At 32.3% G+C, this 24,201-nt stretch carries 27 protein-coding genes and 2 tRNA genes; 3 read left to right on the top strand and 26 right to left on the bottom strand.

Annotated elements, in window-relative coordinates:
• Position 1 precedes the first annotated feature (1 nt).
• From AC3WQX_RS11445 to AC3WQX_RS11360, 18 genes are all read right to left on the bottom strand, one after another.
• Positions 2-75 (bottom strand) — tRNA-Gly (locus tag AC3WQX_RS11445).
• A gap of 22 nt (positions 76-97) precedes the next feature.
• Positions 98-184: transfer RNA gene (locus tag AC3WQX_RS11440), tRNA-Leu, on the bottom strand.
• Between the two features lie 275 nt (positions 185-459).
• Complete coding sequence (locus AC3WQX_RS11435) at positions 460-918, bottom strand: SprT family protein (RefSeq protein ID WP_023351378.1); 459 nt, start codon at positions 916-918, stop codon at positions 460-462.
• Positions 911-3,061, bottom strand: coding sequence for a Tex family protein (locus AC3WQX_RS11430; protein WP_023351377.1), 2,151 nt, complete (start codon positions 3,059-3,061; stop codon positions 911-913). The genes AC3WQX_RS11435 and AC3WQX_RS11430 overlap by 8 nt, the downstream gene beginning before the upstream one ends.
• Before the next feature lie 165 nt (positions 3,062-3,226).
• Positions 3,227-3,997, bottom strand: coding sequence for an RNA polymerase sigma factor SigB (gene sigB / locus AC3WQX_RS11425; protein ID WP_002435824.1), 771 nt, complete (start codon positions 3,995-3,997; stop codon positions 3,227-3,229).
• Positions 3,972-4,451, bottom strand: a complete 480-nt coding sequence (gene rsbW / locus AC3WQX_RS11420; protein WP_002435518.1) for an anti-sigma B factor RsbW — start codon at positions 4,449-4,451, stop codon at positions 3,972-3,974. Before rsbW ends, sigB begins: the two co-directional genes overlap by 26 nt.
• 1 nt (position 4,452) lies before the next feature.
• Positions 4,453-4,779: an anti-sigma factor antagonist gene (locus AC3WQX_RS11415; protein WP_492740252.1), complete on the bottom strand. Its 327-nt coding sequence runs from the start codon at positions 4,777-4,779 to the stop codon at positions 4,453-4,455.
• A 101-nt stretch (positions 4,780-4,880) separates the two neighbouring features.
• Entirely contained in the window at positions 4,881-5,858 is a 978-nt protein-coding gene (locus tag AC3WQX_RS11410; protein ID WP_211181699.1) for a SpoIIE family protein phosphatase, read from the bottom strand.
• A 402-nt stretch (positions 5,859-6,260) separates the two neighbouring features.
• Positions 6,261-6,617, bottom strand: coding sequence for a type II toxin-antitoxin system PemK/MazF family toxin (locus AC3WQX_RS11405; RefSeq protein ID WP_002435799.1), 357 nt, complete (start codon positions 6,615-6,617; stop codon positions 6,261-6,263).
• Complete coding sequence (gene mazE, locus AC3WQX_RS11400; RefSeq protein WP_002435513.1) at positions 6,614-6,784, bottom strand: type II toxin-antitoxin system antitoxin MazE; 171 nt, start codon at positions 6,782-6,784, stop codon at positions 6,614-6,616. The genes AC3WQX_RS11405 and mazE overlap by 4 nt, the downstream gene beginning before the upstream one ends.
• An 88-nt stretch (positions 6,785-6,872) precedes the next feature.
• Positions 6,873-8,021 carry an alanine racemase gene (alr, locus tag AC3WQX_RS11395; RefSeq protein WP_023351373.1) on the bottom strand — a complete coding sequence of 383 codons (1,149 nt, stop codon included), beginning with the start codon at positions 8,019-8,021 and terminating at the stop codon, positions 6,873-6,875.
• A gap of 66 nt (positions 8,022-8,087) precedes the next feature.
• On the bottom strand, positions 8,088-8,444 hold the full coding sequence (acpS, locus tag AC3WQX_RS11390) for a holo-ACP synthase (RefSeq protein ID WP_002435510.1): 357 nt from the start codon (positions 8,442-8,444) through the stop codon (positions 8,088-8,090).
• A gap of 48 nt (positions 8,445-8,492) precedes the next feature.
• A complete protein-coding gene (locus tag AC3WQX_RS11385; protein ID WP_023351372.1) occupies positions 8,493-8,993 on the bottom strand; it encodes a PH domain-containing protein in 501 nt (166 codons plus the stop codon).
• A complete protein-coding gene (locus tag AC3WQX_RS11380; protein WP_492740248.1) occupies positions 8,986-10,485 on the bottom strand; it encodes a PH domain-containing protein in 1,500 nt (499 codons plus the stop codon). Before AC3WQX_RS11380 ends, AC3WQX_RS11385 begins: the two co-directional genes overlap by 8 nt.
• Positions 10,478-10,957 (bottom strand): PH domain-containing protein, encoded by a 480-nt coding sequence (locus AC3WQX_RS11375; protein ID WP_023351370.1) that lies wholly within the window; start codon positions 10,955-10,957, stop codon positions 10,478-10,480. Before AC3WQX_RS11375 ends, AC3WQX_RS11380 begins: the two co-directional genes overlap by 8 nt.
• Positions 10,958-11,079: 122 nt before the next feature.
• A complete protein-coding gene (cshA, locus tag AC3WQX_RS11370) occupies positions 11,080-12,615 on the bottom strand; it encodes a degradosome RNA helicase CshA (protein WP_023351369.1) in 1,536 nt (511 codons plus the stop codon).
• A 303-nt stretch (positions 12,616-12,918) separates the two neighbouring features.
• The gene (locus AC3WQX_RS11365; RefSeq protein WP_023351368.1) at positions 12,919-14,274 is read right to left on the bottom strand and encodes a UDP-N-acetylmuramoyl-tripeptide--D-alanyl-D-alanine ligase; all 1,356 of its coding nucleotides are present in this window, start codon (positions 14,272-14,274) and stop codon (positions 12,919-12,921) included.
• Positions 14,275-14,289: 15 nt separating this feature from the next.
• Positions 14,290-15,360, bottom strand: coding sequence for a D-alanine--D-alanine ligase (locus tag AC3WQX_RS11360; RefSeq protein ID WP_002435813.1), 1,071 nt, complete (start codon positions 15,358-15,360; stop codon positions 14,290-14,292).
• Positions 15,361-15,764: 404 nt separating this feature from the next.
• Here AC3WQX_RS11360 and AC3WQX_RS11355 point away from each other — a divergent pair, with 404 nt between their 5' ends.
• Complete coding sequence (locus AC3WQX_RS11355) at positions 15,765-16,976, top strand: FtsW/RodA/SpoVE family cell cycle protein (protein ID WP_023351365.1); 1,212 nt, start codon at positions 15,765-15,767, stop codon at positions 16,974-16,976.
• 55 nt (positions 16,977-17,031) lie between these two features.
• Here AC3WQX_RS11355 and AC3WQX_RS11350 read toward each other — a convergent pair whose 3' ends face one another.
• The 3 genes from AC3WQX_RS11350 to csoR form a co-directional block, all read right to left on the bottom strand.
• Positions 17,032-17,169: an Lmo0850 family protein gene (locus AC3WQX_RS11350; protein WP_002435861.1), complete on the bottom strand. Its 138-nt coding sequence runs from the start codon at positions 17,167-17,169 to the stop codon at positions 17,032-17,034.
• A gap of 136 nt (positions 17,170-17,305) precedes the next feature.
• Positions 17,306-17,512, bottom strand: coding sequence for a putative copper chaperone CsoZ (csoZ, locus tag AC3WQX_RS11345; RefSeq protein WP_023351364.1), 207 nt, complete (start codon positions 17,510-17,512; stop codon positions 17,306-17,308).
• Positions 17,513-17,526: 14 nt separating this feature from the next.
• On the bottom strand, positions 17,527-17,820 hold the full coding sequence (csoR, locus tag AC3WQX_RS11340) for a copper-sensing transcriptional repressor CsoR (protein WP_002435858.1): 294 nt from the start codon (positions 17,818-17,820) through the stop codon (positions 17,527-17,529).
• A gap of 185 nt (positions 17,821-18,005) precedes the next feature.
• On the opposite strand from csoR, the gene cls reads away from it, so the two are divergent.
• Together cls and AC3WQX_RS11330 are read left to right on the top strand one after the other, a co-directional pair.
• Positions 18,006-19,490, top strand: coding sequence for a cardiolipin synthase (gene cls / locus AC3WQX_RS11335; protein WP_002435854.1), 1,485 nt, complete (start codon positions 18,006-18,008; stop codon positions 19,488-19,490).
• 56 nt (positions 19,491-19,546) lie between these two features.
• On the top strand, positions 19,547-20,209 hold the full coding sequence (locus AC3WQX_RS11330; protein WP_023351363.1) for an HD domain-containing protein: 663 nt from the start codon (positions 19,547-19,549) through the stop codon (positions 20,207-20,209).
• Positions 20,210-20,267: 58 nt separating this feature from the next.
• On the opposite strand, the gene yidC is transcribed toward AC3WQX_RS11330, so the two are convergent.
• The 5 genes from yidC to tenA all read right to left on the bottom strand — a co-directional run bounded on the left by yidC (position 20,268) and on the right by tenA (position 24,158).
• A complete protein-coding gene (gene yidC, locus AC3WQX_RS11325) occupies positions 20,268-21,140 on the bottom strand; it encodes a membrane protein insertase YidC (RefSeq protein ID WP_002435877.1) in 873 nt (290 codons plus the stop codon).
• Between the two features lie 88 nt (positions 21,141-21,228).
• Entirely contained in the window at positions 21,229-21,867 is a 639-nt protein-coding gene (gene thiE / locus AC3WQX_RS11320; protein ID WP_023351362.1) for a thiamine phosphate synthase, read from the bottom strand.
• A 6-nt stretch (positions 21,868-21,873) separates the two neighbouring features.
• On the bottom strand, positions 21,874-22,662 hold the full coding sequence (thiM, locus tag AC3WQX_RS11315) for a hydroxyethylthiazole kinase (protein ID WP_023351361.1): 789 nt from the start codon (positions 22,660-22,662) through the stop codon (positions 21,874-21,876).
• A complete protein-coding gene (thiD, locus tag AC3WQX_RS11310; protein WP_002435497.1) occupies positions 22,655-23,476 on the bottom strand; it encodes a bifunctional hydroxymethylpyrimidine kinase/phosphomethylpyrimidine kinase in 822 nt (273 codons plus the stop codon). Before thiD ends, thiM begins: the two co-directional genes overlap by 8 nt.
• Positions 23,469-24,158, bottom strand: coding sequence for a thiaminase II (gene tenA, locus AC3WQX_RS11305; protein WP_002435801.1), 690 nt, complete (start codon positions 24,156-24,158; stop codon positions 23,469-23,471). The genes thiD and tenA overlap by 8 nt, the downstream gene beginning before the upstream one ends.
• Positions 24,159-24,201: the final 43 nt, after the last annotated feature.

Below are 24,201 nucleotides of genomic sequence, written 5' to 3'. Positions count from 1 at the left end.
ATGGAGCGGGTGATGGGAATCGAACCCACAACATCAGCTTGGAAGGCTGAGGTTTTGCCATTAAACTACACCCGCGTGTAGTATTAAATATATGATTTGGTGCGGCCGAGAGGACTTGAACCTCCACGGGATTAACTCCCACTAGGCCCTCAACCTAGCGCGTCTGCCATTCCGCCACGACCGCTGGCAAAACGCATAATTCAACTTTTAATTATCGAGAACAATAACCATTGTAAATTGTCGGTTACATTTTGTCAACACAAAATTAACTTAAAATTAATATTGTTAATTAAGGTTTGTTTTGCTTTCCTTGTTAAGACAACGATATCTATAATATATCATGTAATAATTATTGTCAATGTTTTTCACAACAAAATTTATATCAATTATAAAAAAGGTTGTTAGAAAACAGCATCTGCTTTTAACAACCCTTTTACTAAATATATATTTATATTTTTTCTATTTCTCAAAAACTTTAACTAATTTAAGTTTGCCACCGCAATGCCCGCATCTCATTATTTGAGTGTTCACTCTTTTAATACGTAAATAATTAGCTTTACAACTGACACATTGATATTTGTAATTAGCTCGACTTTCATATGTTTCAGTCGGATTGCAAAACCTTGGTGCGCCTACTTTAGCGCTTAAATCTTTGAAATCTGTATCTCTGTGTTGGTACCCTTTACCAGCAAGGTGAAGAAAATAATGACAAAGTTCATGTTTAACTATTTGAACTATTGCATCTTCTCCAAAATGCTTTAATTGTTTAGGATTTATTTCTATATTGTGGCTTTTCAACAAATATCTTCCACCTGTAGTACGTAATCGTTGATTAAAATAAGCCTTATGTTTGAAAGGTACTCCAAAGTATTTGATAGCCAAGTTTTCAGTTAATCTTTGAAGTTCATTATTATTCATTTGGATCAATCATCGTTAAAGATACTTTGCCTTTATTTTCATCGATATCCAGAATCCAAACATCCACAATATCTCCCACACTTACAATATCCATAGGATTCTTTACAAATTTCTTAGAAAGTTTAGAAACATGGACTAATCCATCTTGTTTAACACCTATATCAACAAATGCACCAAAATCTACTACATTTCTAACAGTACCATTTAATTTCATGCCTTCATTTAAATCTTCAATGGATAATACATCAGATTTAAGGATCGGTGTCTCAAATTCATCTCTTGGATCTCTATTAGGCGCAATAAGTGATTTGATAATATCTTCTAGAGTGGGTTCACCAATATTCAATTGTTTCGCAAGCCCTTCAATATTCACATCACTTAATGTTGATTTTAATTGATCCGTACCTATATCATTAGCGCCTAAACCTAGTTGCTCTAATATTTCATAAGTCACTTCATAACTCTCAGGGTGAATCGCAGTATTATCTAATGGTTCTGAGCCATCAACGATACGTAAAAAGCCTATACTTTGTTCAAAAGTTTTAGAACCCAACCGTTTAATTTTACTAATTTCTTTATTATGTTTAATAGGTCCATTTTCTTCTCTATAATCAATAATATTTTGCGCAATAGTTGAAGATAGTCCTGAAACATATTGAAGTAAAGATTTTGAAGCTGTATTTACATCTACGCCTACTTGGTTAACTGCAGTTTCAACTACGAAAGTAAGCGCATTGCTTAATTCTTTTTGATTTACATCATGTTGATATTGACCTACCCCAATAGATTTTGGATCTATTTTAACTAATTCGCTTAATGGATCTTGAACTCTTCTACCTATAGATACAGCGCTTCGTTCTTCAACTTGAAAATCTGGAAACTCTTGTCTGGCAATTTCTGAAGCAGAATACACAGAGGCTCCTGCTTCATTGACAATGATGAATTGAGCATCTAATTTATATTTTTTAATTACATTTGCTACAAATTGTTCAGTTTCACGGCTAGCTGTTCCATTTCCAATCGCTAGTAATTCAATTTGATAATCTTTAATCATGTTGACCAGTTCTTTTTCAGAAGCTTCGATTTTAGATTTTGGAGGATGAGGATAAATGACGCTTTTAGCAATAAACGTTCCAAAAGGATTAATAACTGCTAACTTACATCCCGTTCTAAATGCCGGGTCCACACCGAGAATTTGTTTTCCTTTCATAGGTGGTTGTAAAAGTAAGTTTCTTAAGTTCTCACTAAAAACATCGATGGCATGTGTCTCTGCTTTCTGAGTTAAATCTCCTCGAACTTCTCTTTCAATCGAAGGCATAATTAATCGTTTAAGACTATCTTCAATAGCCTCTGCAATATAAGGATTTGCTTCATTATTTACTTGAATTAATTGTCGTTCAATGTCTTTTTTAATTCTTGATGTGTCAAATTCTATTTTAACGTTTAATACTTTTTCTTTCTCCCCACGATTCATAGCTAAAATTCTATGATTTGCAACACGCTTTACTGGTTCAGAATAATCATAATACATTGAGAAGATTTCTTTTTCATCTTCTGCTTTTTTCTTCTTAGCAGACACAATTTGACCTTGATGATATACATCTTTTAAAAGTCTTGAACGATATTTAGGGTCATCTGAAACTTGTTCAGCAATAATATCCTGTGCCCCTTTAATAGCATCTTCTACTGTAGAAACTTCTTCATTTATGAATTCTTGTGCTTTTTCATCAACATTCTTATCTAAATTCTTCTGAAGTAACCATTTTGCTAAAGGCTCCAACCCTTTTCTTTTAGCTTCAGTAGCACGTGTTTTCTTTTTCTGTTTATAAGGACGGTATAAATCTTCAACTCTTTGTAGTTTTGTCTGTTTAATAATATCTTTTTTTAAGTCTTCAGTTAGCATGCCTTGTTGTTCAATACTATGTATCACTTCATCTTTTCTTTTTTGAAGATTTTCCATATATCTATATTCATCATCAATTTGCTTAATTTCAACTTCATCTAGACCACCAGTTGCCTCTTTACGATATCTTGCAATAAATGGCACAGTGTTGTTATCTTCTAAGAGTTCAAGAACTGATTTAATTTGTTTCTCTGAAAAAGAATACTTTTCAACGATTGTTTGAATTAAATTTTTGTCCATTGTTCTACCACGCTTTTCTTTAAAAATTTCTTCACTAGTTTAACATAATTTTTTAACTAGATTCTTCCTAGATATAATTTAGAATGCTTTAATCTTTTTTAAAGTTAAAAATTCTAACATATAAAAAGAAGTTCATTAACTCAGTCAATGAACTTCTTTTTATATTTATTGTTTAGCTGCTTCTTGCAACTTTTTGATTGCAGTACGTTGCAAGCGAGAGACATGCATTTGACTTAAGCCAATACGTTCGCCTGTTTCCTTTTGGCTTAAACCTTCTATAAATGTACATTGAATAATTTGTCTTTCTCTATCAGATAATATAGGTAAAATACGTTCTAGAATCATTCTCTTTTCAGTTAAATCATAATTATCATCTTGTTGACCCATAATATCTAATAGAGTGACAGTTGATCCGTCTTTATCTGCTTCAATAGAATGATCAACACTAAGCGCATTATAACTTTGACCCATCTCCATCGCTTCCAAGACTTCTTCATCCGAAACTTCAAGTCGTTGAGCAATTTCACTGATGGATGGTGAACGCTCAAGCTCATTTGTAAGTTCGTCACTTATCTTTTTAATTCTTGGACCAATTTCTTTAATACGTCTTGGTACATGAACACTCCATGTTTTATCTCTTAAATACCTTTTTATTTCACCAATTACGGTTGGAACTAGGAATGCTTCAAATTTTCGATCAAATGACAAATCAAATCTATTGATGGCCCCTATTAAACCAACCATACCAACTTGAACTAAATCTTCATGATGTGATTGCCCTTTTGAATATTTATATGCTAAAGATTCTATTAGTTTGCGGTAATGCGTAACTAATTTATCTTGAGCTTGGCTATTTTCATTTTCTTGGTGCTCTTTAATCCATTGGTTAATTTGTTCAGGTGATACATCATTAGCTGATTTCGACTCTTTCGCCATTATTTCGCACCTGCTCTTTTTTAATATACTTAATCATACTGATTGTAACACCAGATTCTTTATAGACCTTCACTTCGTCCATTAATGATTCAATAAGGAATAATCCTAAGCCGCCTTCGCGAAGAAAATCAATGTTTTCGTTATCGTCGTAAGGACCTAATTTTGATTTTGTTGTTTCATAATCAAAGCTTTCACCTTGATCTGAAATAACTATTTTTATTTTATCATCAAATATCTCAAAACATAAATTAATCATACCGGTTTCAGTATTTTGTTTATAAGCATGTTTTACAGCGTTAGTCACTGCCTCACTTACAGCAATTTTAGAATCTTCAATATCGTCATAAGATGCTCCAGCTCTTGAGAATACACCAGATAATGTTAAACGTATTAAACTTACGTATTCCGCAGAGGCTGGTAACCGCATTTCAATGTAATCTTGTCTTGATTGCATGTTATTCAACCTCCGTTCCTTCATTAACATGCATTAAATCTTTCAAACCGGTAATATCAAATAATCTACTGATTCGATCAGAAACAGCTAATATATATAAATCTTTATCATTTTGGTTTAATGCTTTTAACGTTCCTACAAATAAACCTAATCCTGTAGAGTCCATGTAACTTACGTTAGCTAAATTAACATGAATGTCATGAGTCCCTTCTTGTCGCATTGGTACAAGTACCTCTTCTAATTCAGGCACTGTATATACATCTAATTCTCCGCCAACTTTAACTTCATAATAATCGTCATGAGTTACAGTTTCTATATTAAGATTCATTCGATACACTCCTAGTCTTTATCAAATCTGCTTCATTTCTACATTTGTGTTCAAAAATATGTATACCCTACGACTTGAAACTTTAATCTATATTAGTTAAATTAATTTACTCTTTTTATAATTAAAATTGTCATATCGTCTTTTCTACTAGGGTTTTGAACTTTTAAAATTCCTTCATAAATAATTTGAACTATATCTTGTGGATGCATATGTTTATATTTTTGTATTAAATTTAACAATTTATCTTTATCGATAAATTCACCTTCTCTATTTCGTGCCTCAGTTACACCATCAGTAAAGATAATTATTAAATCTTCGAGATAAATAGGTATCTCTTGTTGATTATATCGAGTCTTCTGACTTACTCCAAGCACACGCCCACGAACGTCAATCTCTTCAAATTGTTCTGTTTCAGCTCGATAAATATAACCAGGCTCATGCCCTGCAGAACTACAATATAAAAGATGATTCATTTCTTCATACAAGCCATAAAACATCGTTACAAACATATTTTGGTTGACGTTTTTTTCGACAACTCGGTTAAGACGCTTTAAACCATCACTAGGCAATTGAGAGTGACCATATGAATCCATTCCAAATTTAATCATACTCATAGCTAAAGCAGCAGGTATACCTTTACCGATAACGTCCGCAACAGCGAAACTCATAGTCCCGTCTTTATGATCAATTAAATTAAAATAATCGCCACTTACCTTTTGAGCCGCTACGGAAATTACACCGATTTGTATACTATCGAATTGAGGTATATCTGTTTTAAGCATAGTTTGCTGAAGTCTAGAAGCCAAATCAATTTCTTTGTCGTGAACTTGTAATTTATTAACTAATCTTTGATAATCTCTATAACTATAACCGAATCCTCTTACTACCTCTTGAAGGACATCTAATGTACCGAGTATTTCTTTTTCTTCTAAATCTAATTGGTTAATATATGATTTATGAATTTCTACAATATCTTCTGGCAGTATATCCTTTTTAATTACTTCATTTGTAAATTCTTCGCACTTTTTTATAAGTTGTGTTCGGTTTTCAGTAGTTAAACTTTCTTTTACAAGTTCCATATAATCTTTCTTAAATTCTTCCACGAGATGTGCCTCCTTACTTCCAATTCACAATTCCATATGCTTTTAATCTGGTACTTTTTGGAATTCTTTTTTATCTATAAAATGAATAGCAAATAACTAAAAAGCCACAGTTTCTTAATATCTAAAAAAGACTTTAGGATTGGAATACCTAAAGCCGAAAAACTCAAGACATTCTTTTATAATAAATGTATTTACATAATAACTATAATTATATGCTATTTAACTAATGAGAGGTAGCACTAGTCTTGATTTGCAAAAATTCTTGATGTAAGCAATCGGTCTAAAGTTACCTAGTTAATTAAGAGTTATAATTATTATAAAGTTATTGTCTTTAAATTCATTATTTTATTTATGTTAACTACATATAAAACGCTATAATCATTGATGGTCAAAATTATGTAATCCTAGACTGATATCTAGGGCGTTGTCAACTTCCTTCATCTTACTTTCAGACAAATAGGTCAACTTCTCTTTTAAACGTTTTTTATCTAGTGTTCTAATTTGTTCAAGTAAGATAACAGAGTCTTTATCTAACTTATATTTTTTCTTTTCAATTTCTACATGGGTTGGTATCTTCGCTTTATTAATCCTACCTGTAATAGCAGCAACTATGACAGTTGGACTATATTTATTACCAGTATCATTTTGTATAATTACAACAGGTCTTACTCCCCCTTGTTCAGACCCTTGAACTGGTGATAAATCAGCTAAGTAAACATCGCCTCTTCTAATCATTCATTCTTAGAGTTAGAAGTAAGATATGTTTCATTACAATCGCAAGCTTCACATTCGATGGGAAAAGCTTCCGTTGCTAGGGAGAGGTTTAAATCGGCCATTTGTGCATAGCCTTCTTTTAATGATTGTTCAAGACTGTGACTCCTAGATTGATTAAAAGATAACATATGAAGAACCTCCATCTGATTCCAAAAAAGTTGTTATTTAACCTTTAATTTATGTTTATAATAACAAATTTTTAACGCAGTGACTATACTATTTTAACAAATCGTTCGTAACCACTTGTTCTTCATTATGGTGATAGATTCTTGGTAAACGTTTTGATAAGTTACACAATACTTCATAATTGATTGTATGTTGCTTTTCAGCTAGAGACTCAACGGACTGTGGTGAATCTATATGATTATCCATCAATATCACTTTGTCTCCCATCTTCACATCATCAGGCACGCTCACTATAGTCTGATCCATACAAACCCGACCTACCACTTCACATTGATGGCCATTAACATTCACATAAGCACCTTGCATAGCTCTTAAATAACCATCAGCATATCCAACTGGTAGTATAGCAATTTTCATTTCTTTATCAGCTGTAAAAGTACGTCCATAGCTCACAGTTTCGCCAACTTTAAGAGATTTCACTTGTACTATTTCAGTAACGAGTTGAGCACTTGGGCGAAGATGTACTTTGACATTATCCCTAACATATTGTGAAGGATAATACCCATATAATGAGATACCTAATCTAATCGCATTACAAAATTGTCCATCCATTAATAAAGAAGCTGCAGAGTTTTGTGAATGAATGTAATTTGGTTTTTCAACTTGATTAACAATATCTTTAAAAAATTCATACTGTTCATTCATAGAATCCCCTGGTTCATCTGCGCTAGCGAAATGTGTAAACACGCCTTCAAAAACAAGATCATCTTTTTTATTAATTATATCAACAACATCTTTATACTCTTCAACATCTTTCATACCTAATCGACCCATACCAGAATCTATTTTGGCATGTAACCAAAGTTCTTTCTCATTTTTTTCAGGTATATTTCTAATAGCTTCTTTAAGCCAAGCTTTTGAAGGTACAGTAAGAGCTACACGATGTTGAATAGCTTTACATATGTCTTTAGTTGGAATGACACCTAAGACTAGTATTTTTGCATCAATTCCATGCATTCTTAATTCAATTGCTTCATCAAGTGTTGCAACTGCGAAAAACGAAGCCCCATGTTCCATTAGGTGATGTGCTACTTTTACACTACCTAATCCATAACTATTAGCTTTAATGACTGATATAACAGTCTTGTTATGATGTAACTGATTGAATGTTTGATAATTGTTTAATATTGCATCTAAATTAACATTTAAATAGGTTGATCTATAGAATTTTTCCGACATGAAAAGGTCCTCCTTGAAACTACTCGCTTAATACTAAAATATTAATACATTTATTATATAACGCCTTTATTCTAATTTTTCTAAGGTAACTTGACTCATTGCATAATTATCTGTATGGGTAATGCTTACATGAGCTCTAAATCCATCATAGTCGATACATGGCTTACCTAATTCATCGTTATAGCAATTGATATCTTTAAAAGATATCGTCTGACCTAACCCTGTACCCAATGCTTTACTAAAAGCTTCTTTAACAGCAAAACGACCTGCTAAAAATTCAATCTTACGCTTTTCATGAGTGAATTTTTCAAACTTTAGCTTTTCATTTTCAGTTAATACTCGGTCAACTAATTTAGGTTGTTTATATAACACCTTTCTAATACGCTCAATTTCTATCAAATCTATACCTATTCCATGTATCATAACTTCGCCTCTTTAATCACTTTCAATATAGTTTCTATTCATAGTATCTTATTCATCATCGCCGTTTAACATATCATGCGCATCTCTAGTTTTATTTTGTTTAATTAATAACTTTAATTTTTGAGCTTCATTTTTATCTATCAATTCAATTTCACTATTACCACCAGCTGTTGATAGCGTGAGAGTAGCTAGTTGATATCTTCTCATTATAAAGCCCTCATTAATATCGATGTTCTGAATTCTAAAGTAGGGAATGATATTTGTCTTTATGAAAATAATGCCTCTTCTAACATGTACTTCATCTTCTTCAATTGCGTATCTAAAATTTTTATATCGAAATATGGGCATTACAAATATAAAAAAGACTCCTAAAATAACGACTCCAACTATTTCAGCAATGATGAGTGTACGATTATCTATCCAATGAAATTTCAACACATTAAAGATGGTAAATACGATTAATGCAATAGTAAAGATTGTTATCCATAGCAAAGCATTCATTCGCATTGCTTTTAAACCCTTTTTATTCATATAGTTATAATTACTCATGAGTATCACCTCTCATGTACCACTCTTTAAATTCATTAACTTTAGAAACATCTGTGTATTTAAGACCTATTTTTTTATTTTCAAAACCTTTGGCGATTATAAATTTAAAATTGGCCAAATGCTTTCTTTCTAATAAAGGATGCTGTCTAATTTCCATACCTATGACTTTATTGAGTTTGAAGTAGAATCTTTTCATATTAAGTAATGATGCTTTTTGGATAACAATTTCTTCATTTTCAAGGTAATAACCACTATATCGCACATATAATATGGCCCTTATTATTAATAAAATGATTAATAACCCCGCAATAACAAACGACCACGTAGACCAGAAATACCATCCAATAAAACTAGCAATAATAAGGATAAGTGATGGTATAAGAAAATGTCGATGAAAACCTCTTAGTGGCATGCCAGTATGGGCTGTATTAAAACGCATTTCTGGTACCAATGATTGAATCACTTCATAAGCTTGTTGCCGTTTAATAAAAGGTAAAATCATTATACGTCCATTAACATCACTCGTCTCTGCAGAAGTAACAACGTCACTAGTAATATAAAAATGAATAGAAGTATAACCAAATAATCTTCTTAGATATGATTGATGTTCAAGTACACCTTGAAGTCGATTTGTTGGTACAGTGACATTCTTTTTTGTAAATAAGCCATATTGAATTTTAAGTTGATGACCTTGTTGCGTTACTTTATATCCATAGTATCTTATGAATGCGAGACACGTACCGATGATATAGCTCATTATTAAAACGACAACCACTATAGCAATAATTATGAAGAAAGTAGATTTTAAGACATATGAGAGTTCCCCACCTAATTTTTCCCAAGGTATAATGTCCGAGAAACTTCCCACAATTGGAGACAATGTTATTAATGTAATACCAATCGCACCACTAGTCATTACCATAAATAATAATTGTTTAAATGACATTTTAAAAATTGATTTAGTAGGTACATTTTTCAAGGATTCATTATCCTCGTTTTCATCCTTTTCAGAATCAACATTCACTTCAGCTTGATGCGTTGCATTCAATTCTTGTTGTATGTTTTTAATCTCACTTTCAATCAATTTACTTTGCTTTTTTGATATTGTACTTAGTTCAATACCGTCACTTGGAGTTTTAATAATAAGTTCTACGCCACCTACTATTTGATTCACAAAACCTTCAGTGGTATCAACTGATTGAATTCTACTAATATTGAGTTCTTTTCGCTCTTTATTTAATACACCTGTTGTAAGAATGAAATGATTATTTTCAATCCAATATCTAGTATTATAAACTTTGAAAATATTATAAAAGAAAGTTATTAAAAATATTAATGTCATGATACCTGGCCATAAGTATGAATAGAAATCATCATATTTAAAATCTTTAATATTAAACAGGAAAATAATAATTACAATAAAATTATTTTTAATAACATTAATTAGACTTGTTACATATGAGATCGGATGTAGCTTTTGTGGATCATACATCGTCGTCTACACCTCTCAATCTATTTAACGCTTGATGCTCTATTACGTCTGCCTCTTCTTCTGAAACCATCGGCAGTGAAATTTCATGACCTGCTGTAACTAATTCAATTGTATTTATTTTAAATATTTTTGCTAGCGGATTTGTACTAACTGTAATATATTGCAACCTCTCTATCTTACTTAGTTCTTCCTTTTTAAAGAAAAAAGCTTGCTTCAAAATAATTGAATCGCCTTCAAATTTATAAAAATGGTATTTATATCTCAGAAATGGCCCAACTATAAAGTTTATAACTGAAATCACCGCAACTGTAATAAGTATGTATAGAATAAAGTTCCACCAATTATAAGTAGACCAACAATAATATAATATGCTCAAAATCACTAGTACTACAATTAAACCAATAAAACTAGTGATGTAATAGTACTTTAATGCATTTTTAGGACTGCGATGAAATGTACTATCAAGATTCATATTAAAGCTCCTTTAATTAATTTACTCACATTATAGCATAGAGTGTGATAGGTCTAAATAAAGCTTTAAATCTAAAAAAACCAGCTAAGTCAATAGACTTAACTGGTTAATAACATCATCGATTATTTTTGATGATCGGCAAATGTACGGCCTCTCATTGATTGGTTTGAACCTTTATTTTGTTTATCACGACGTTCGAATTTTTTATTATTTTTCTTTTTATTTGAATGACCTTTAGACCCTTTTGAACGTCTATTTTTATTATCAAATTTGCCATTGCCACGTTTGTTATTGTTGCCTCTTCTTGAACCGCCACCTCTACTATTGCGATTCTTACGTGCTAATGGTTTCTCAAACGTTAACTGTACTTCAACTTCATCGTTTGCTTCTACTAATTCTTGTAGCAATGATGCAACTAACTCAGTGCTGTCATATTCTTCAAGTAATTCACTTGAAATGCGTTGTAAACGAGGTTCACTGTCTTTAGACATCCAGTTTTGAACTTTTTCTTTAATATCGTCTTCACGAGCTTTAAGTACTTCTTTACGATGTGGTGGTCTTAAAGCGTTCATTCGACGTCCATTGACATCTTCAATTTGACGTATATAATCCATTTCAATTGGATTTACAAATGTTACCGCGATACCTTCTTTACCTGCACGTCCTGTTCGACCTATACGATGAGTATAGCTTTCTGTATCTTGAGGGATATCAAAGTTATAAACGTGACTTACACCTGAAATATCCAAACCTCTAGCTGCTACGTCAGTGGCAACTAAAATGTCAATTTGGTCATTTTTGAATTTCTTCAAGACTTCTAAACGTTTAGCTTGAGTAATATCACCATGCAAGCCTTCTGCTTTATAACCTTTAGATAATAGCGCACTAGTTAATTCATCAACACGACGTTTCGTACGTCCAAATACAATCGCTAAATCTGGTTGATGCACATCAAGGAAATTTGTAAATGTATCAAATTTCTCTAATTCTTTAACAATAGTATAGTATTCATCTATTTGTGGATCTGACATTTCATTATTCATTGTTTTAATGATTTTAGGCGTCTTCATAAATTGTTGAACTAAGTCTTGAATTGCTTTAGGCATAGTCGCTGAGAATAACATTGTTTGACGCTGGTCAAATGGAATTTTGTCCATAATAAATCTCATATCGTCGATGAATCCCATATTCATCATTTCGTCAGCTTCATCTAAAATTAATGTATGAATACCATTAGTTTTTAAAGTACGACGATTTAGGTGATCAATTACACGTCCTGGAGTTCCTACTACGATTTGTGGTCCTCTTTTAAGTGCTTTTATTTGTCGTTCAATCGGCATTCCACCGAAGACCGTAACGACTTGAACATTTTGGCCTTTACTAAACTCTCTTAATTGTTCCGCAACTTGCATAGCAAGTTCTCTTGTTGGCGCTAAAATGAGTGATTGTACGCCTTGTTGGCCTACAACTTTTTCAATTAAAGGAATACCAAAAGCCCCTGTTTTCCCCGTACCTGTTTGGGCTTGACCAAGGATGTCGTCTCCTTCTAACGCATAAGGGATACTGTCTTTTTGGATAGGTGTAGGTTCTTTAAATCCCATAGATTCCAGTGTTTGAACCGTTCTATCCGAGATCCCTAATTCTTTAAAATTTTGCAAAATAATTCTCCTTTTTAAGTGTTTATTTCTTAATATACGTTTTTGCATATATGTTCACTTTTGTTTCATCAACTTCTATATAGTACCACCTTAAAAATATTATAGCAATAAAGCAGTTACTTACTTTCTTTGTTTTACTCTTAAATTTTAAATTTATTACTCTTAAAAAAGATAGCGCATCACATGATGTAAGCGGTTAAAATTTTTAAATCATTTTCAACGCAAAAAAACATGCATTTCAACTTACTCATCAACGTTTAGATCGAGAATATTGAAATATGCATGTTCATTTACTTTAAAATATTAAATTAATGCTTCGACTACTTCTTCAAGTTTCATACCTCGTGAACCTTTAACCAATATTTTATCGTTTTCTTTCACAATAGTCTTCAATTCTTTAATCAGTTCACTTTTATCATCAAAGTGTTGTGCAGTAGGCACTTCATTTTGACCTGTGTTAAAAATAAATCGTGCTTCATCACCATAAGTGTATAATACATCAATTGCTTTATTATTGAGATAAGCCCCGACTTCTTCGTGCATAGATTGACTATTTTCACCTAGCTCTAAAACATCTGCTAGAATAAGGATTTTTCGCCCTTCCATACTACTTAGCGTATCGATGGCAGCTTTCATACTTGTCGGACTTGCATTATAAGCATCATTAATGACAGTTACGTTATTAGTAGTCTGGTGACGCTCCATACGCATACCTGTTAACTTAACATGATTAATATTGTCTTTTATTGTTTCATATGACAAACCAAGTTCATGTCCTATCGCAATGGCTATCGTCGCATTTTTCATATTGTGCGTACCTAGGATAGGTAGTGTAAAGCTTTCTTTATCATTTATTGTAAAAGCGATACCTTCTGTTTCTATATCATCAACATGACATACGAGCGTATTACTATTACCTAAACCTACACTTATTAATTTTGCTTTATTTAATTGTTCGAGATGCGGTTTTAGTAATGGTTCATCACCGTCGTATATGAATGTCCCATTCTCTTTAAGACCAATAGTAATTTCAGACTTGGCTTTAGCAATACCCTCTCTTGAACCTAAATCTTGCATATGTGATTCACCAATATTTGTGATGACTGCAATATCCGGTTGAGCAATTGAAGATAATAACTCTATCTCATGGAAGCCAGACATGCCCATTTCAAGAATAGAAATTTCTGTATCTTCATCTAAGTCTAATATTGTTAAAGGCATTCCAATCTCATTATTATAGTTACCTTGTGTTTTCTTTACTTTAAATTCTGTCGTTAAAACACTCTCAATCATATCTTTTGTAGTCGTTTTACCGTTTGATCCAGTTACTGCAATCACTTTAGGGTTCACATATTTAAGATATGCTTTGGCTAAGTCTTGTAATGCTTTAAGTGTATCTTCAACCCAAATGATTGGACCTTCGATATCCTCGCTTAACTCAGTTCCCTTTTCTGAAAATGAAGCACCAGCACCATCCTTTAAAGCTTGTGCAACAAATCGATGGCCATCTACGTTCTCACCTTTGAATGGGATAAAAAGCATATCCTTTTCAATGTTACGAGAATCAATAGTTACACCATTGATAGAATGGCTTAAATATTGTTCATCAATTTCGCAAGATATCCAATGTTTGATTTGTTCTAATGTAACGTTAATCATATTTAAAATCCTCTATTAATCAATTTTATATTTATTTTTCTTTTTATCTTCATGACGTTCTTTAGCGAGATTTATTAATTTTGCAATTAAATCTGGATATGATAATCCCATATTCTCCCACAAGCTTGGATACATACTGAATGAAGTAAATCCTGGCATAGCATTTGTTTCATTAATATAGATTTGGTTGTCTTCTGTAACAAAGAAATCTGCACGTACTAAACCTGAACAATCAGTGGCTTTAAAAGCCTCTAACGCCATATTACGTAATGTCATTTGAACGTCTTGATCTAAATCGGCTGGTATTTGAAGCTGAACTTTACCATCTTTATATTTAGATTTGTAATCATAAAATGCCACATCTTTAACAACTTCTCCAGGCCATGTAGTTTCAGGATAGTCATTACCCAATACAGCCACTTCAATTTCACGTGCTTCAATTCCTTGTTCAATTACAAGTTTACGGTCAAATTGGAAAGCTTCCTCAATACCTGATTTAAGTTCTTCTTCATTATTACATTTACTAATACCAACACTTGAACCTAAGTTAGCAGGTTTCACGAAAACTGGGTAAGTTAATTTATCATTAACTAATTTAATAATGTTGTTCTCATACTTTTCATATTCACTTCTTAAGAAACTAATGTATGGTAATTGAGGTAATCCTCTATGTTCAAACAATTGTTTCATAACTAATTTGTCCATAGAACTTGAAGCTGCTAACACACCATTACCTACATATGGAATATCTAATACTTCGAATAATCCTTGAATCGTACCGTCTTCACCATTAGGTCCATGTAAAAGTGGGAATACTGCATCATAAGAACGTCCAGTACTACCTTTACTTAATAATTGTGATATTTCTCCCGCTTCAACATTATTTAAAACTAATTCGTCAGTAGATTTAATTTCATCAGTGATGTTTTCTTTCTTCTTCCATTCACCATCATTTGTAATATAAATAATATCTATTTGATATTGATCTTTGTTAATTGCGTTTAATACGTTTTGTGCTGTTAATATTGAAACATCATGTTCAGCACTTTTTCCTCCAAAAACGATACAAATATTCTCTTTTGTCATTTCGTTTTCCTCCATTACAATTACTCGGCTTATATGCCATTTATCTGTTTAATAATTGTGATATTTTATTTATTATGTATAGCTCAATGTACATAACGGTCTCTGAAACTTAATATTATCATATTTCTAAAATCAATTGCATTTGATAATCCATCAATAAATCTAATTTTTAGTGACTGTTTTAATTCCTCTACCTTTGAATGGAAAAGAAAACTTATTTCTATATAATTTGTCGACTTGCCACTTTGATATTCTAGCAAATTTAAAAAAAGTCATGTAAAATCAATGTAGACTATTTATTAACCATTAAATTATGATTTTATATAGATTCATGAATGGTTTATGCTACAAATGAATCATTCATATATCATATTAATACGCGCATGATTATAAAGGAGTAGGAAATGAATTATTCATCTCGTCAACAACCAAGCAAACATTGGTTTCGTAAAGTCGACTGGATATTAGTGCTGGTAATTACTGTGTTAGCAATCATAAGCGTAACACTAATTAGTTCTGCAATGGGTGGCGGACAATATAGTGCGAACTTCAGTATTAGACAAATTATTTATTACATCCTCGGAGCTATTATGGCATTTCTCATTATGATAGTTTCCCCTAAGAAAATTAAACATAATACATATCTCTTATATTTCATTTTTTGTGTTTTACTCATAGGATTGCTTATTTTACCTGAAACAGCCATCACACCTGTGATCAACGGTGCGAAAAGTTGGTATAGCTTTGGACCTATAAGTATTCAACCTTCAGAATTTATGAAGATTATTTTAATTTTAGCCCTAGCTAAAACAGTTTCTAGACATAATCAATTTACTTTTAACAAATCGTTCCAGTCAGATTTAATGCTATTTTTAAAAATTATAGGTGTTTCAATATTTCCTATGCTATTAATTTTATTACAAAATGACCTCGGTACTACGCTTGTTATTTGTGCAGTTATCGCCGGTGTTATGATGGTTAGTGGTATTACTTGGAGAATCCTTGCACCTATATTTATCGCAGCAATTTTAGGTGGTGCTAGTATTATTTTAGCTATCATTTTCAAACCTACATTAATTGAAAATCTATTAGGAATTAAGATGTATCAAATGGGACGAATTAATTCTTGGTTGGATCCTTATACTTATAGTAGTGGCGATGGATATCATTTAACTGAATCACTTAAAGCAATTGGATCTGGTCAATTAATAGGTAAAGGTTACAATCACGGTGAAGTTTATATCCCTGAAAATCATACAGACTTTATCTTCTCAGTTGTAGGCGAAGAGATGGGCTTCATTGGGTCTGTTGTGCTAATTCTCATATTCTTATTTTTAGTGTTTCATTTAATTAGATTAGCAAGCAAAATCAATAGTCAATATAATAAAGTCTTTATTATCGGGTATGTTTCTCTTATCGTCTTCCATGTACTTCAAAATGTTGGAATGACGGTTCAATTATTACCAATTACTGGTATACCTTTACCATTTATTAGTTATGGTGGGAGCTCACTTTGGAGTTTAATGACAGGCATAGGTGTCATTCTATCTATTTATTATCATGAACCTAAGCGTTATCAAGAACCTGATACTTTAGATACTGCTAAAACTGCATAATTTACAAACAAAAAAGCACTCACACATAGTGAGTGCTTTTGATCATTTAAGCAAATTATTTTAACTCATGACTTACTTGATTAGATGTAGGTAAAGTATTAATAATATCTAAACGAGATTTAGTTTTTTTAATATTCACACCTAATGATGACAATAATTTGACTACGTTTTGAATCTTATCTGGATTCTTCACTATAATCACCTCGTTTGGATTGACTTCAAAATTATCATACCCCAATTTATACTACTTTACTACATCAATTGTTAAATTTTAAAAAATTATTTACAAATCTATAAATATGCTATATATAAGTAAATTGAACATTACTCTAATAACGCACGCGAAAGCCAGAATCATATACTTCTTTTTCAATACTATTTAAATTCGCAGGCGTTTCAAATAATACCTTTATTTCTCCTACTTTACTATCAATATCTACTTTTTCGACACCAATCATATTTTCTAAACGTGTCTTTAATTGGTTTTCTTCCTCTATAGTCTCAATATTAGCAACATAAACAATTCCATTTTCCATTGTATTCTACCTCATTAATCTTTAATTAATTTTTGAAAAGTAACCAATAGTTCTTCCATCGCTTCTTCTTGTGCACCATTATTCACTTTATTCATAATACAACTTTTCATATGATGATCTAACAATTTAGTAGCCACACTGTTTAAAGCAGAGCGTGTCGCTCTTATTTGAGTTAAAACATCATCGCAATACACATCGTCTTCAATCATTCGATTAATTGCACGTACTTGACCTTCGATACGATTTAATCGTGACTTTAAATTTGCTTTCGTTTGCTCTGAGTGATGTGCAGTTTCATTTTCAGTCACAAGCGTCACCTCGTTTCTTTATTCTTCATCATCGTATTATTCAATAATTATTAAGTCAATTGATTCATTCACTTTTTAAAATAAAACCGACTATGATATTCAACATTCTTCATGCTATAATTGTATAGTTAAAACTTTTTTGAATATCTTCAACGAAATTATGAGAAATACAAAGGAGGTACCATATGTTAGAAGTCTTTACTATGGCGCTTCACCATTCAAATATAATCATTAATGTTATCTTAATTGGCGCTTTCATTTTAAACTTGATCTTTGCATTTACAATTATCTTTATGGAGAGACGTACAGCTAATTCTATATGGGCATGGTTACTTGTGCTCGTATTTCTACCTTTAATTGGGTTCATTTTATATCTATTGCTAGGTCGTCAAATCCAAAGAGATCAAATCTTTAAATTAAATAAAGAAGATAAAGTCGGTTTAGAAATGATTGTCGATGAGCAATTGGAAGCGCTCAAGAAACAAGATTTCTCTAAAGGTAACCATCAAATAGTTAAATTTAAAGAAATGGTGCAAATGTTACTTTATAATAATGCTGCCTTTCTAACGACTGATAATGATTTAACTATTTATACTGATGGTCAACAAAAATTCGATGATTTAATTAATGATATTCGTAATGCTCAAGACTACATACATATTCAGTACTATATCTTTCATAGTGATGGACTTGGGAAACAAATTCTTAGTGAGCTTGAAAAGAAAGCCGAAGAAGGCATTGAAGTGAAAATGCTATATGACGATATGGGTTCGAGGGACTTACGTAAAAAGGATTTAAAACATTTTAGAAATAAAGGTGGGCATGCTGAATCATTCTTCCCATCAAAATTGCCATTAATTAATTTACGTATGAATAACCGAAACCACAGAAAAATCGTTATTATCGACGGTAAAATTGGTTATGTTGGTGGTTTCAATGTAGGTGATGAATATTTAGGTAAATCTAAGAAGTTTGGTTACTGGCGTGACACGCATCTACGTATTGTAGGTGATGCTGTAAATGCATTACAACTTCGATTTATTTTAGATTGGAATTCACAATCTACCCGAGACAATTTAACTTATCAAGAACGATATTTCCCTGATGTTAATTCTGGAGGAACAATCGGCATTCAAATCGCTTCTAGTGGACCTGATGAAGATTGGGAACAAATCAAATACGGTTACTTAAAAATGATATCATCAGCTAAAGAATCAATTTATATTCAATCCCCCTACTTTATACCAGATCAAGCATTTTTAGACTCGATTAAAATTGCTGCACTTGGTGGTGTGGAAGTCAATATTATGATTCCAAGTATGCCAGACCATCCATTCGTATACTGGGCTACACTTAAAAATGTCGCATCTTTACTTGAGGCCGGCGTAAAGGTGTATCATTACGAGAATGGCTTCCTACATTCTAAAGTATTGGTCATCGATGATGAACTCGCAAGTGTAGGTACTGCTAATATGGATAATCGTAGTTTCACATTGAATTTTGAAGTAAATGCCTTTATTTATGATGAGAGTGTCGCACGCTCCCTTAAGCAAGCATTTATTAACGATATGAAAGTGTCATCTAGACTTACAGAAGAAAGATACGAGCAACGCAGTACTTGGATTAAATTTAAAGAAGGTATTTCTCAATTATTGTCACCAATTCTATAATAAATTGAAAGGTCTGGGTTGTTCCTAGACCTTTTTAATATGTGAAGGAGACTATTATGGAAAATGAATTAAAAATTAAACACGCATGTAACTATATGAAAATGGTTCATAAAGATGATCACACTGGGCACGATATCACGCATGTAGAACGGGTTCATACATTAGCAAAGTATATCGCTTTAAATGAGGGTTTAGTACATACAACGATTATAGAACTTGCCGCTTTATTACATGACACAGTGGATAGCAAAATAACGAATGAAGAACAAGCATATGATAAACTTTCTACTTTTCTAGAAACGATTGACTTAACCCAAGATGATATTCAACATGTTTTACATATCATACAAAATATGAGTTACCGTGGTGGGAAAAACAATCAAGCCACATTATCAATTGAAGGGCAAATCGTAAGAGATGCTGATCGTTTGGATGCGCTAGGCGCAATCGGAATTGCTCGAACTTTTCAATTCGCTGGATATTTCGGCGAACCAATGTGGACTGAATCTAACGTGCCATTCGAATCACTACATACTGATAATATTGAAGCATTTGATCCTTCAGCAATTAAGCACTTTTACGAAAAATTATTAAAACTTAAAAGTTTAATGCATACCTCAACTGGAAGAAAGCTTGCTGAAGAACGTCATCATTTTATGCTTCAATTCTTAAAACAATTTTTACACGAATGGAATTTCAATAACAACACAAATTTGTAAATTTGGCACATGAAAAAGCCAGCAAATCATAATTTAATTTGCTGGCTTTTCTTATAACCTATTTCTTATTCTTTTTAGAAACAACTTGCGTATTTTTGCCTTTTTTATTAGAAGACGGATTATGTTCTTTTTCATATTGTTCGATGAAAGGTTGAACTTCTTTTTTAGCAAGTTTAGAGTAATACATATTTGCAAAATGCGTTTGTATTACTAAGAATAAGGCACTGACTGACCAATATAAACCAAGTGCAGATGACGCTTGTAATGAAATCCAAATAATCATGATTGGTGAAACAATCATCATCATGTATCCCATTTGGCGTTGCTCTTGAGGCATCGTTTTACTTGAAACATATGCTTGAACAAAGTAAAGAACACCGGCAATAATCGTAATCCAAATATCTGGTTTAGTTAAATTAAACCATAAGAAATGTGGATGATCAGAAAGTCCATTAACAAGTTTATCTTTTAATACGAAATATAATCCCATGATAATTGGCATTTGAATAAGCATTGGTAAACAACCGAGCATGCTCTTCATCGGATTCATATCATATTTTTTATAAACTTCCATCAATTCTTGGTTTGCCGCCATTTTCTCTTCTTGAGTACGAGCACGTTTAACTTTTTCTTGAATACCATCAACTTCTGGCTTAGCTACTTTCATTTTTTCACGCATCATATGACTATTTTTATAGTTTGATAACATGAATGGTAACAAGATTAAACGTATAACAAGAACTAAGATAATAATCGCTAGTCCATAGTCGTTATTAAATACATCATTTCCTAACCATTGTAAGAGATGTTTCATTGGCTGAACGAATGTATTAAAGAAGAATCCGTCCTGCTTTTCAGGTTTAGAGTAGTCACACCCTGCTAGAAAAACCATTATCCCTAAAAACAAAGGTAGTAACGCTTTTTTCTTCATTTTTCCACCTCTATTGTAATATTCACATAGGATTCATTTTATCATACTCATACTATAGTAGAAAACAAAAAGTGGAAAAATATATTGATTAATTAAAGTATTTACGAAAATGCTTAACAGTCTTGTCAATATTCTTACTTCTAGTTATTGCAGAAATTACTGAAACGCCATCAGCACAGGCTTCAGCAATTGGTTCAATATTTGTTTCATTAATACCACCTATTGCTACAATAGGTAATTCTCCAACATAATCTCGCAATTTTGTAATCATATGAGGACCAACAGGAGCGTTAGCATCATCTTTTGACGAAGTGGTATACATAGGCCCTACACCTATGTAATCCACTTGAGATAAATCCGATTGTTGATACTCATCTAAATTACCCACACTCAAACCTATAATTTTATTTCTAAACTGCATAGCAAAATCTTTAACTTCTTTATCATCCTGACCAACATGAACGCCATCAGCATCAATATCTTTTGCTAACTCTATATCGTCATTGACAATGAATGGTACGTGATATCTCTCGCATTTTCGTTTTAAATTTATTGCTAACTGTTTCTTCTCTTCACCTATTAAAGATGATGGGCCCTTTTCACGAAATTGATACATAGTGATTCCGGATTTCAAAGCCTCATCAAGTACTTGTTCAATGGTTCTATTTTCTGGTATATCTTGAGTTCCACAAATAAAATATACTTGTAATTGCTCTGAGCTAAACATATAAGATTAAACCTCTACTTTATGTACATATTTTTCAAATGTTGTCTCATCAATTTGATACATTTGATCGAGCAATTCTGGTAAAAATGATCCAGGGCCATGGACATGGTTTTTATTTTCAGCTAATTCTGCAGCAATATTGTACACACTAACCGCTTCAATTAACTGTTCAATTTCTGGTCGAGTATTTCTAAATAAGAAGCTTGCCACTACTCCTCCTAAAAGGCAACCTGCACCGGTAATTTTAGCTAGAAGAGGTGAGCCATTAGCAAGTTTAACAATTTGATTATTTTGTGCGACAACGTCTTCCTTACCTGTAATGACAATTGCTGTTTCGAGATTTTTATGGGCCTTTCTAGCAATTTCAACTGCATCAAGTGAACTATCACTATCTGTTCCTTTCATCGTAGTTTGAGAGTCAACAAGCGTAAGTAGTTCTGATGCGTTTCCCTTTATTACAGAAACTTCAATTTGTTCTAAAAATCTCTTACAAAATTGTTTTCTGTAAGAAGACGCGCCTACTGCCACTGGGTCGAAGACAATTGGCGTACCTTGTTCGTTAGCGATTCTCCCTATTTTCATAATACCTTCTTCATTATCATGAGTTAGTGTACCTATATTAATCACTAATGCACTTGCCACTTTGTAAAATTCTTCTGCTTCTTCAGGTGCTTCACTCATTGCTGGACTTGCTCCTAAACTAAGTAACCCGTTAGCTGTAAAATTTTTAACAACGTCATTGGTATAGCAAACAATAAGTGGATTTTCTGAACGTAATCTTTCTAAATTATTCATCATCTAAACCTACTTTCTTTAAATATGCAAAGTGATTCACTGGACCTCTCCCTTTACCAATTTCAGGCGTATGTTCAATACTCATTGAAATAAACGACTTAGCTTTTTCTACTGCTTGATGTATAGAACGACCTTTAGCTAGTTCTGCAGTGATTACTGCTGAAAATGTACAACCAGTTCCGTGTGTATGTTTAGTATCGAAGCGTTTATTTTCAAAAGTATAAACATCGTCCTTCGTAAATAAGAAATCTTTAGCGTTATTTAAATCAGCAGAATGACCACCTTTAATAACAACGCCTTTACTACCAATCTCATTGATAAAAATATCTCCTGCTTTGCGGATATTGTCTTCACTATCTATTTTCAAACCAGTAATTTCCTCTGCTTCAGGAATATTTGGTGTTACAACATCAGCTAAAGGTAATAAGGTAGTTTGTAAGTGAGATTTAGTATCATCGTCCATGAGTGAATCTCCACTCTTCGCCAACATAACAGGATCAATAACATAAGGAATATCTGAATACTTTTTCAAATAACTTTGTATCAGTTCCATTGTTTCTTTAGTCGCAATCATTCCTGTTTTTATAGCATGTGGTAATTCATCATCAAAAACACTATCAAGTTGCTCTTGTACCCAACTTGTTTCCAAATTATGAATGCTCTGAACACCTAGAGTATTTTGCGCGACAATGCTAGTGATTGCTGCCATACCGTATACGCCACATGAATGGAAAGATTTTAAATCAGCCATTACCCCTGCGCCACCAGTGGGATCTGTTCCAGCTATCGTTAATGCTATTTTAGGTTTATTCATGGTTTTCTCCTCCAAAATCCCATTTTTCATCGATATAAGCCATATTAAAGAAATGACGCTCATGTACTGTACTTTGCAAGAAGTTTTCTTTGATTTCTTGCTTTTCTTTGTCAGTACATTCTTCTGTTAAACGGTCCATCAATTGATCGAAAACATCAACAAGTGGATCCATTTCAGTACTATAAAAATCAAACCACTTTGCGGTAATTGAATCTTTATTTAATTTAGGATCTTTAATCGCACGCTTAGCTATAACTGCATAGACGTAAGGACAAGGTGCCATTGCAGCTATAGTGTATGCTGCATTTTCGTGAGCATAAGCATTATAATACATATGCTTAATATAGTGATCTCCACTTGGTGGCCAAACTTTTTCTTTAACAATTTCTTCATAAGATTCATTGATATAATCAGCCAGTACTTCATGTGCCTCTACTTCACCATCTAACATGAATTCAATCTGTTCAACTAAGAATTTTACATCTTGCATAGTGTGAACCTTTGGAATAAGTAAGGCATATAAGTTTGTAAATTCTTTTAAATATGATGCATCCGCTCTTAAATATTGACGTACTGCTTGTTTAGGTAAAGTCCCAACTAATAATTCTTGAATAAAGTTATCATTGTAAATTCTTTCAATAATTGGTTGAGCTTCTTCCCTTAATTCTTGTGAAAATTTCATTAAATAAGCCTCCTTGGATAATAAAAAAACTACTTTCCAACAA

The sequence above is a fragment of the Staphylococcus sp. FW104-15G4D genome, from assembly GCF_058790135.1.
Note: the sequence above shows the minus strand (reverse complement) of the source record. Positions and strands in the feature narration are given on the sequence as shown.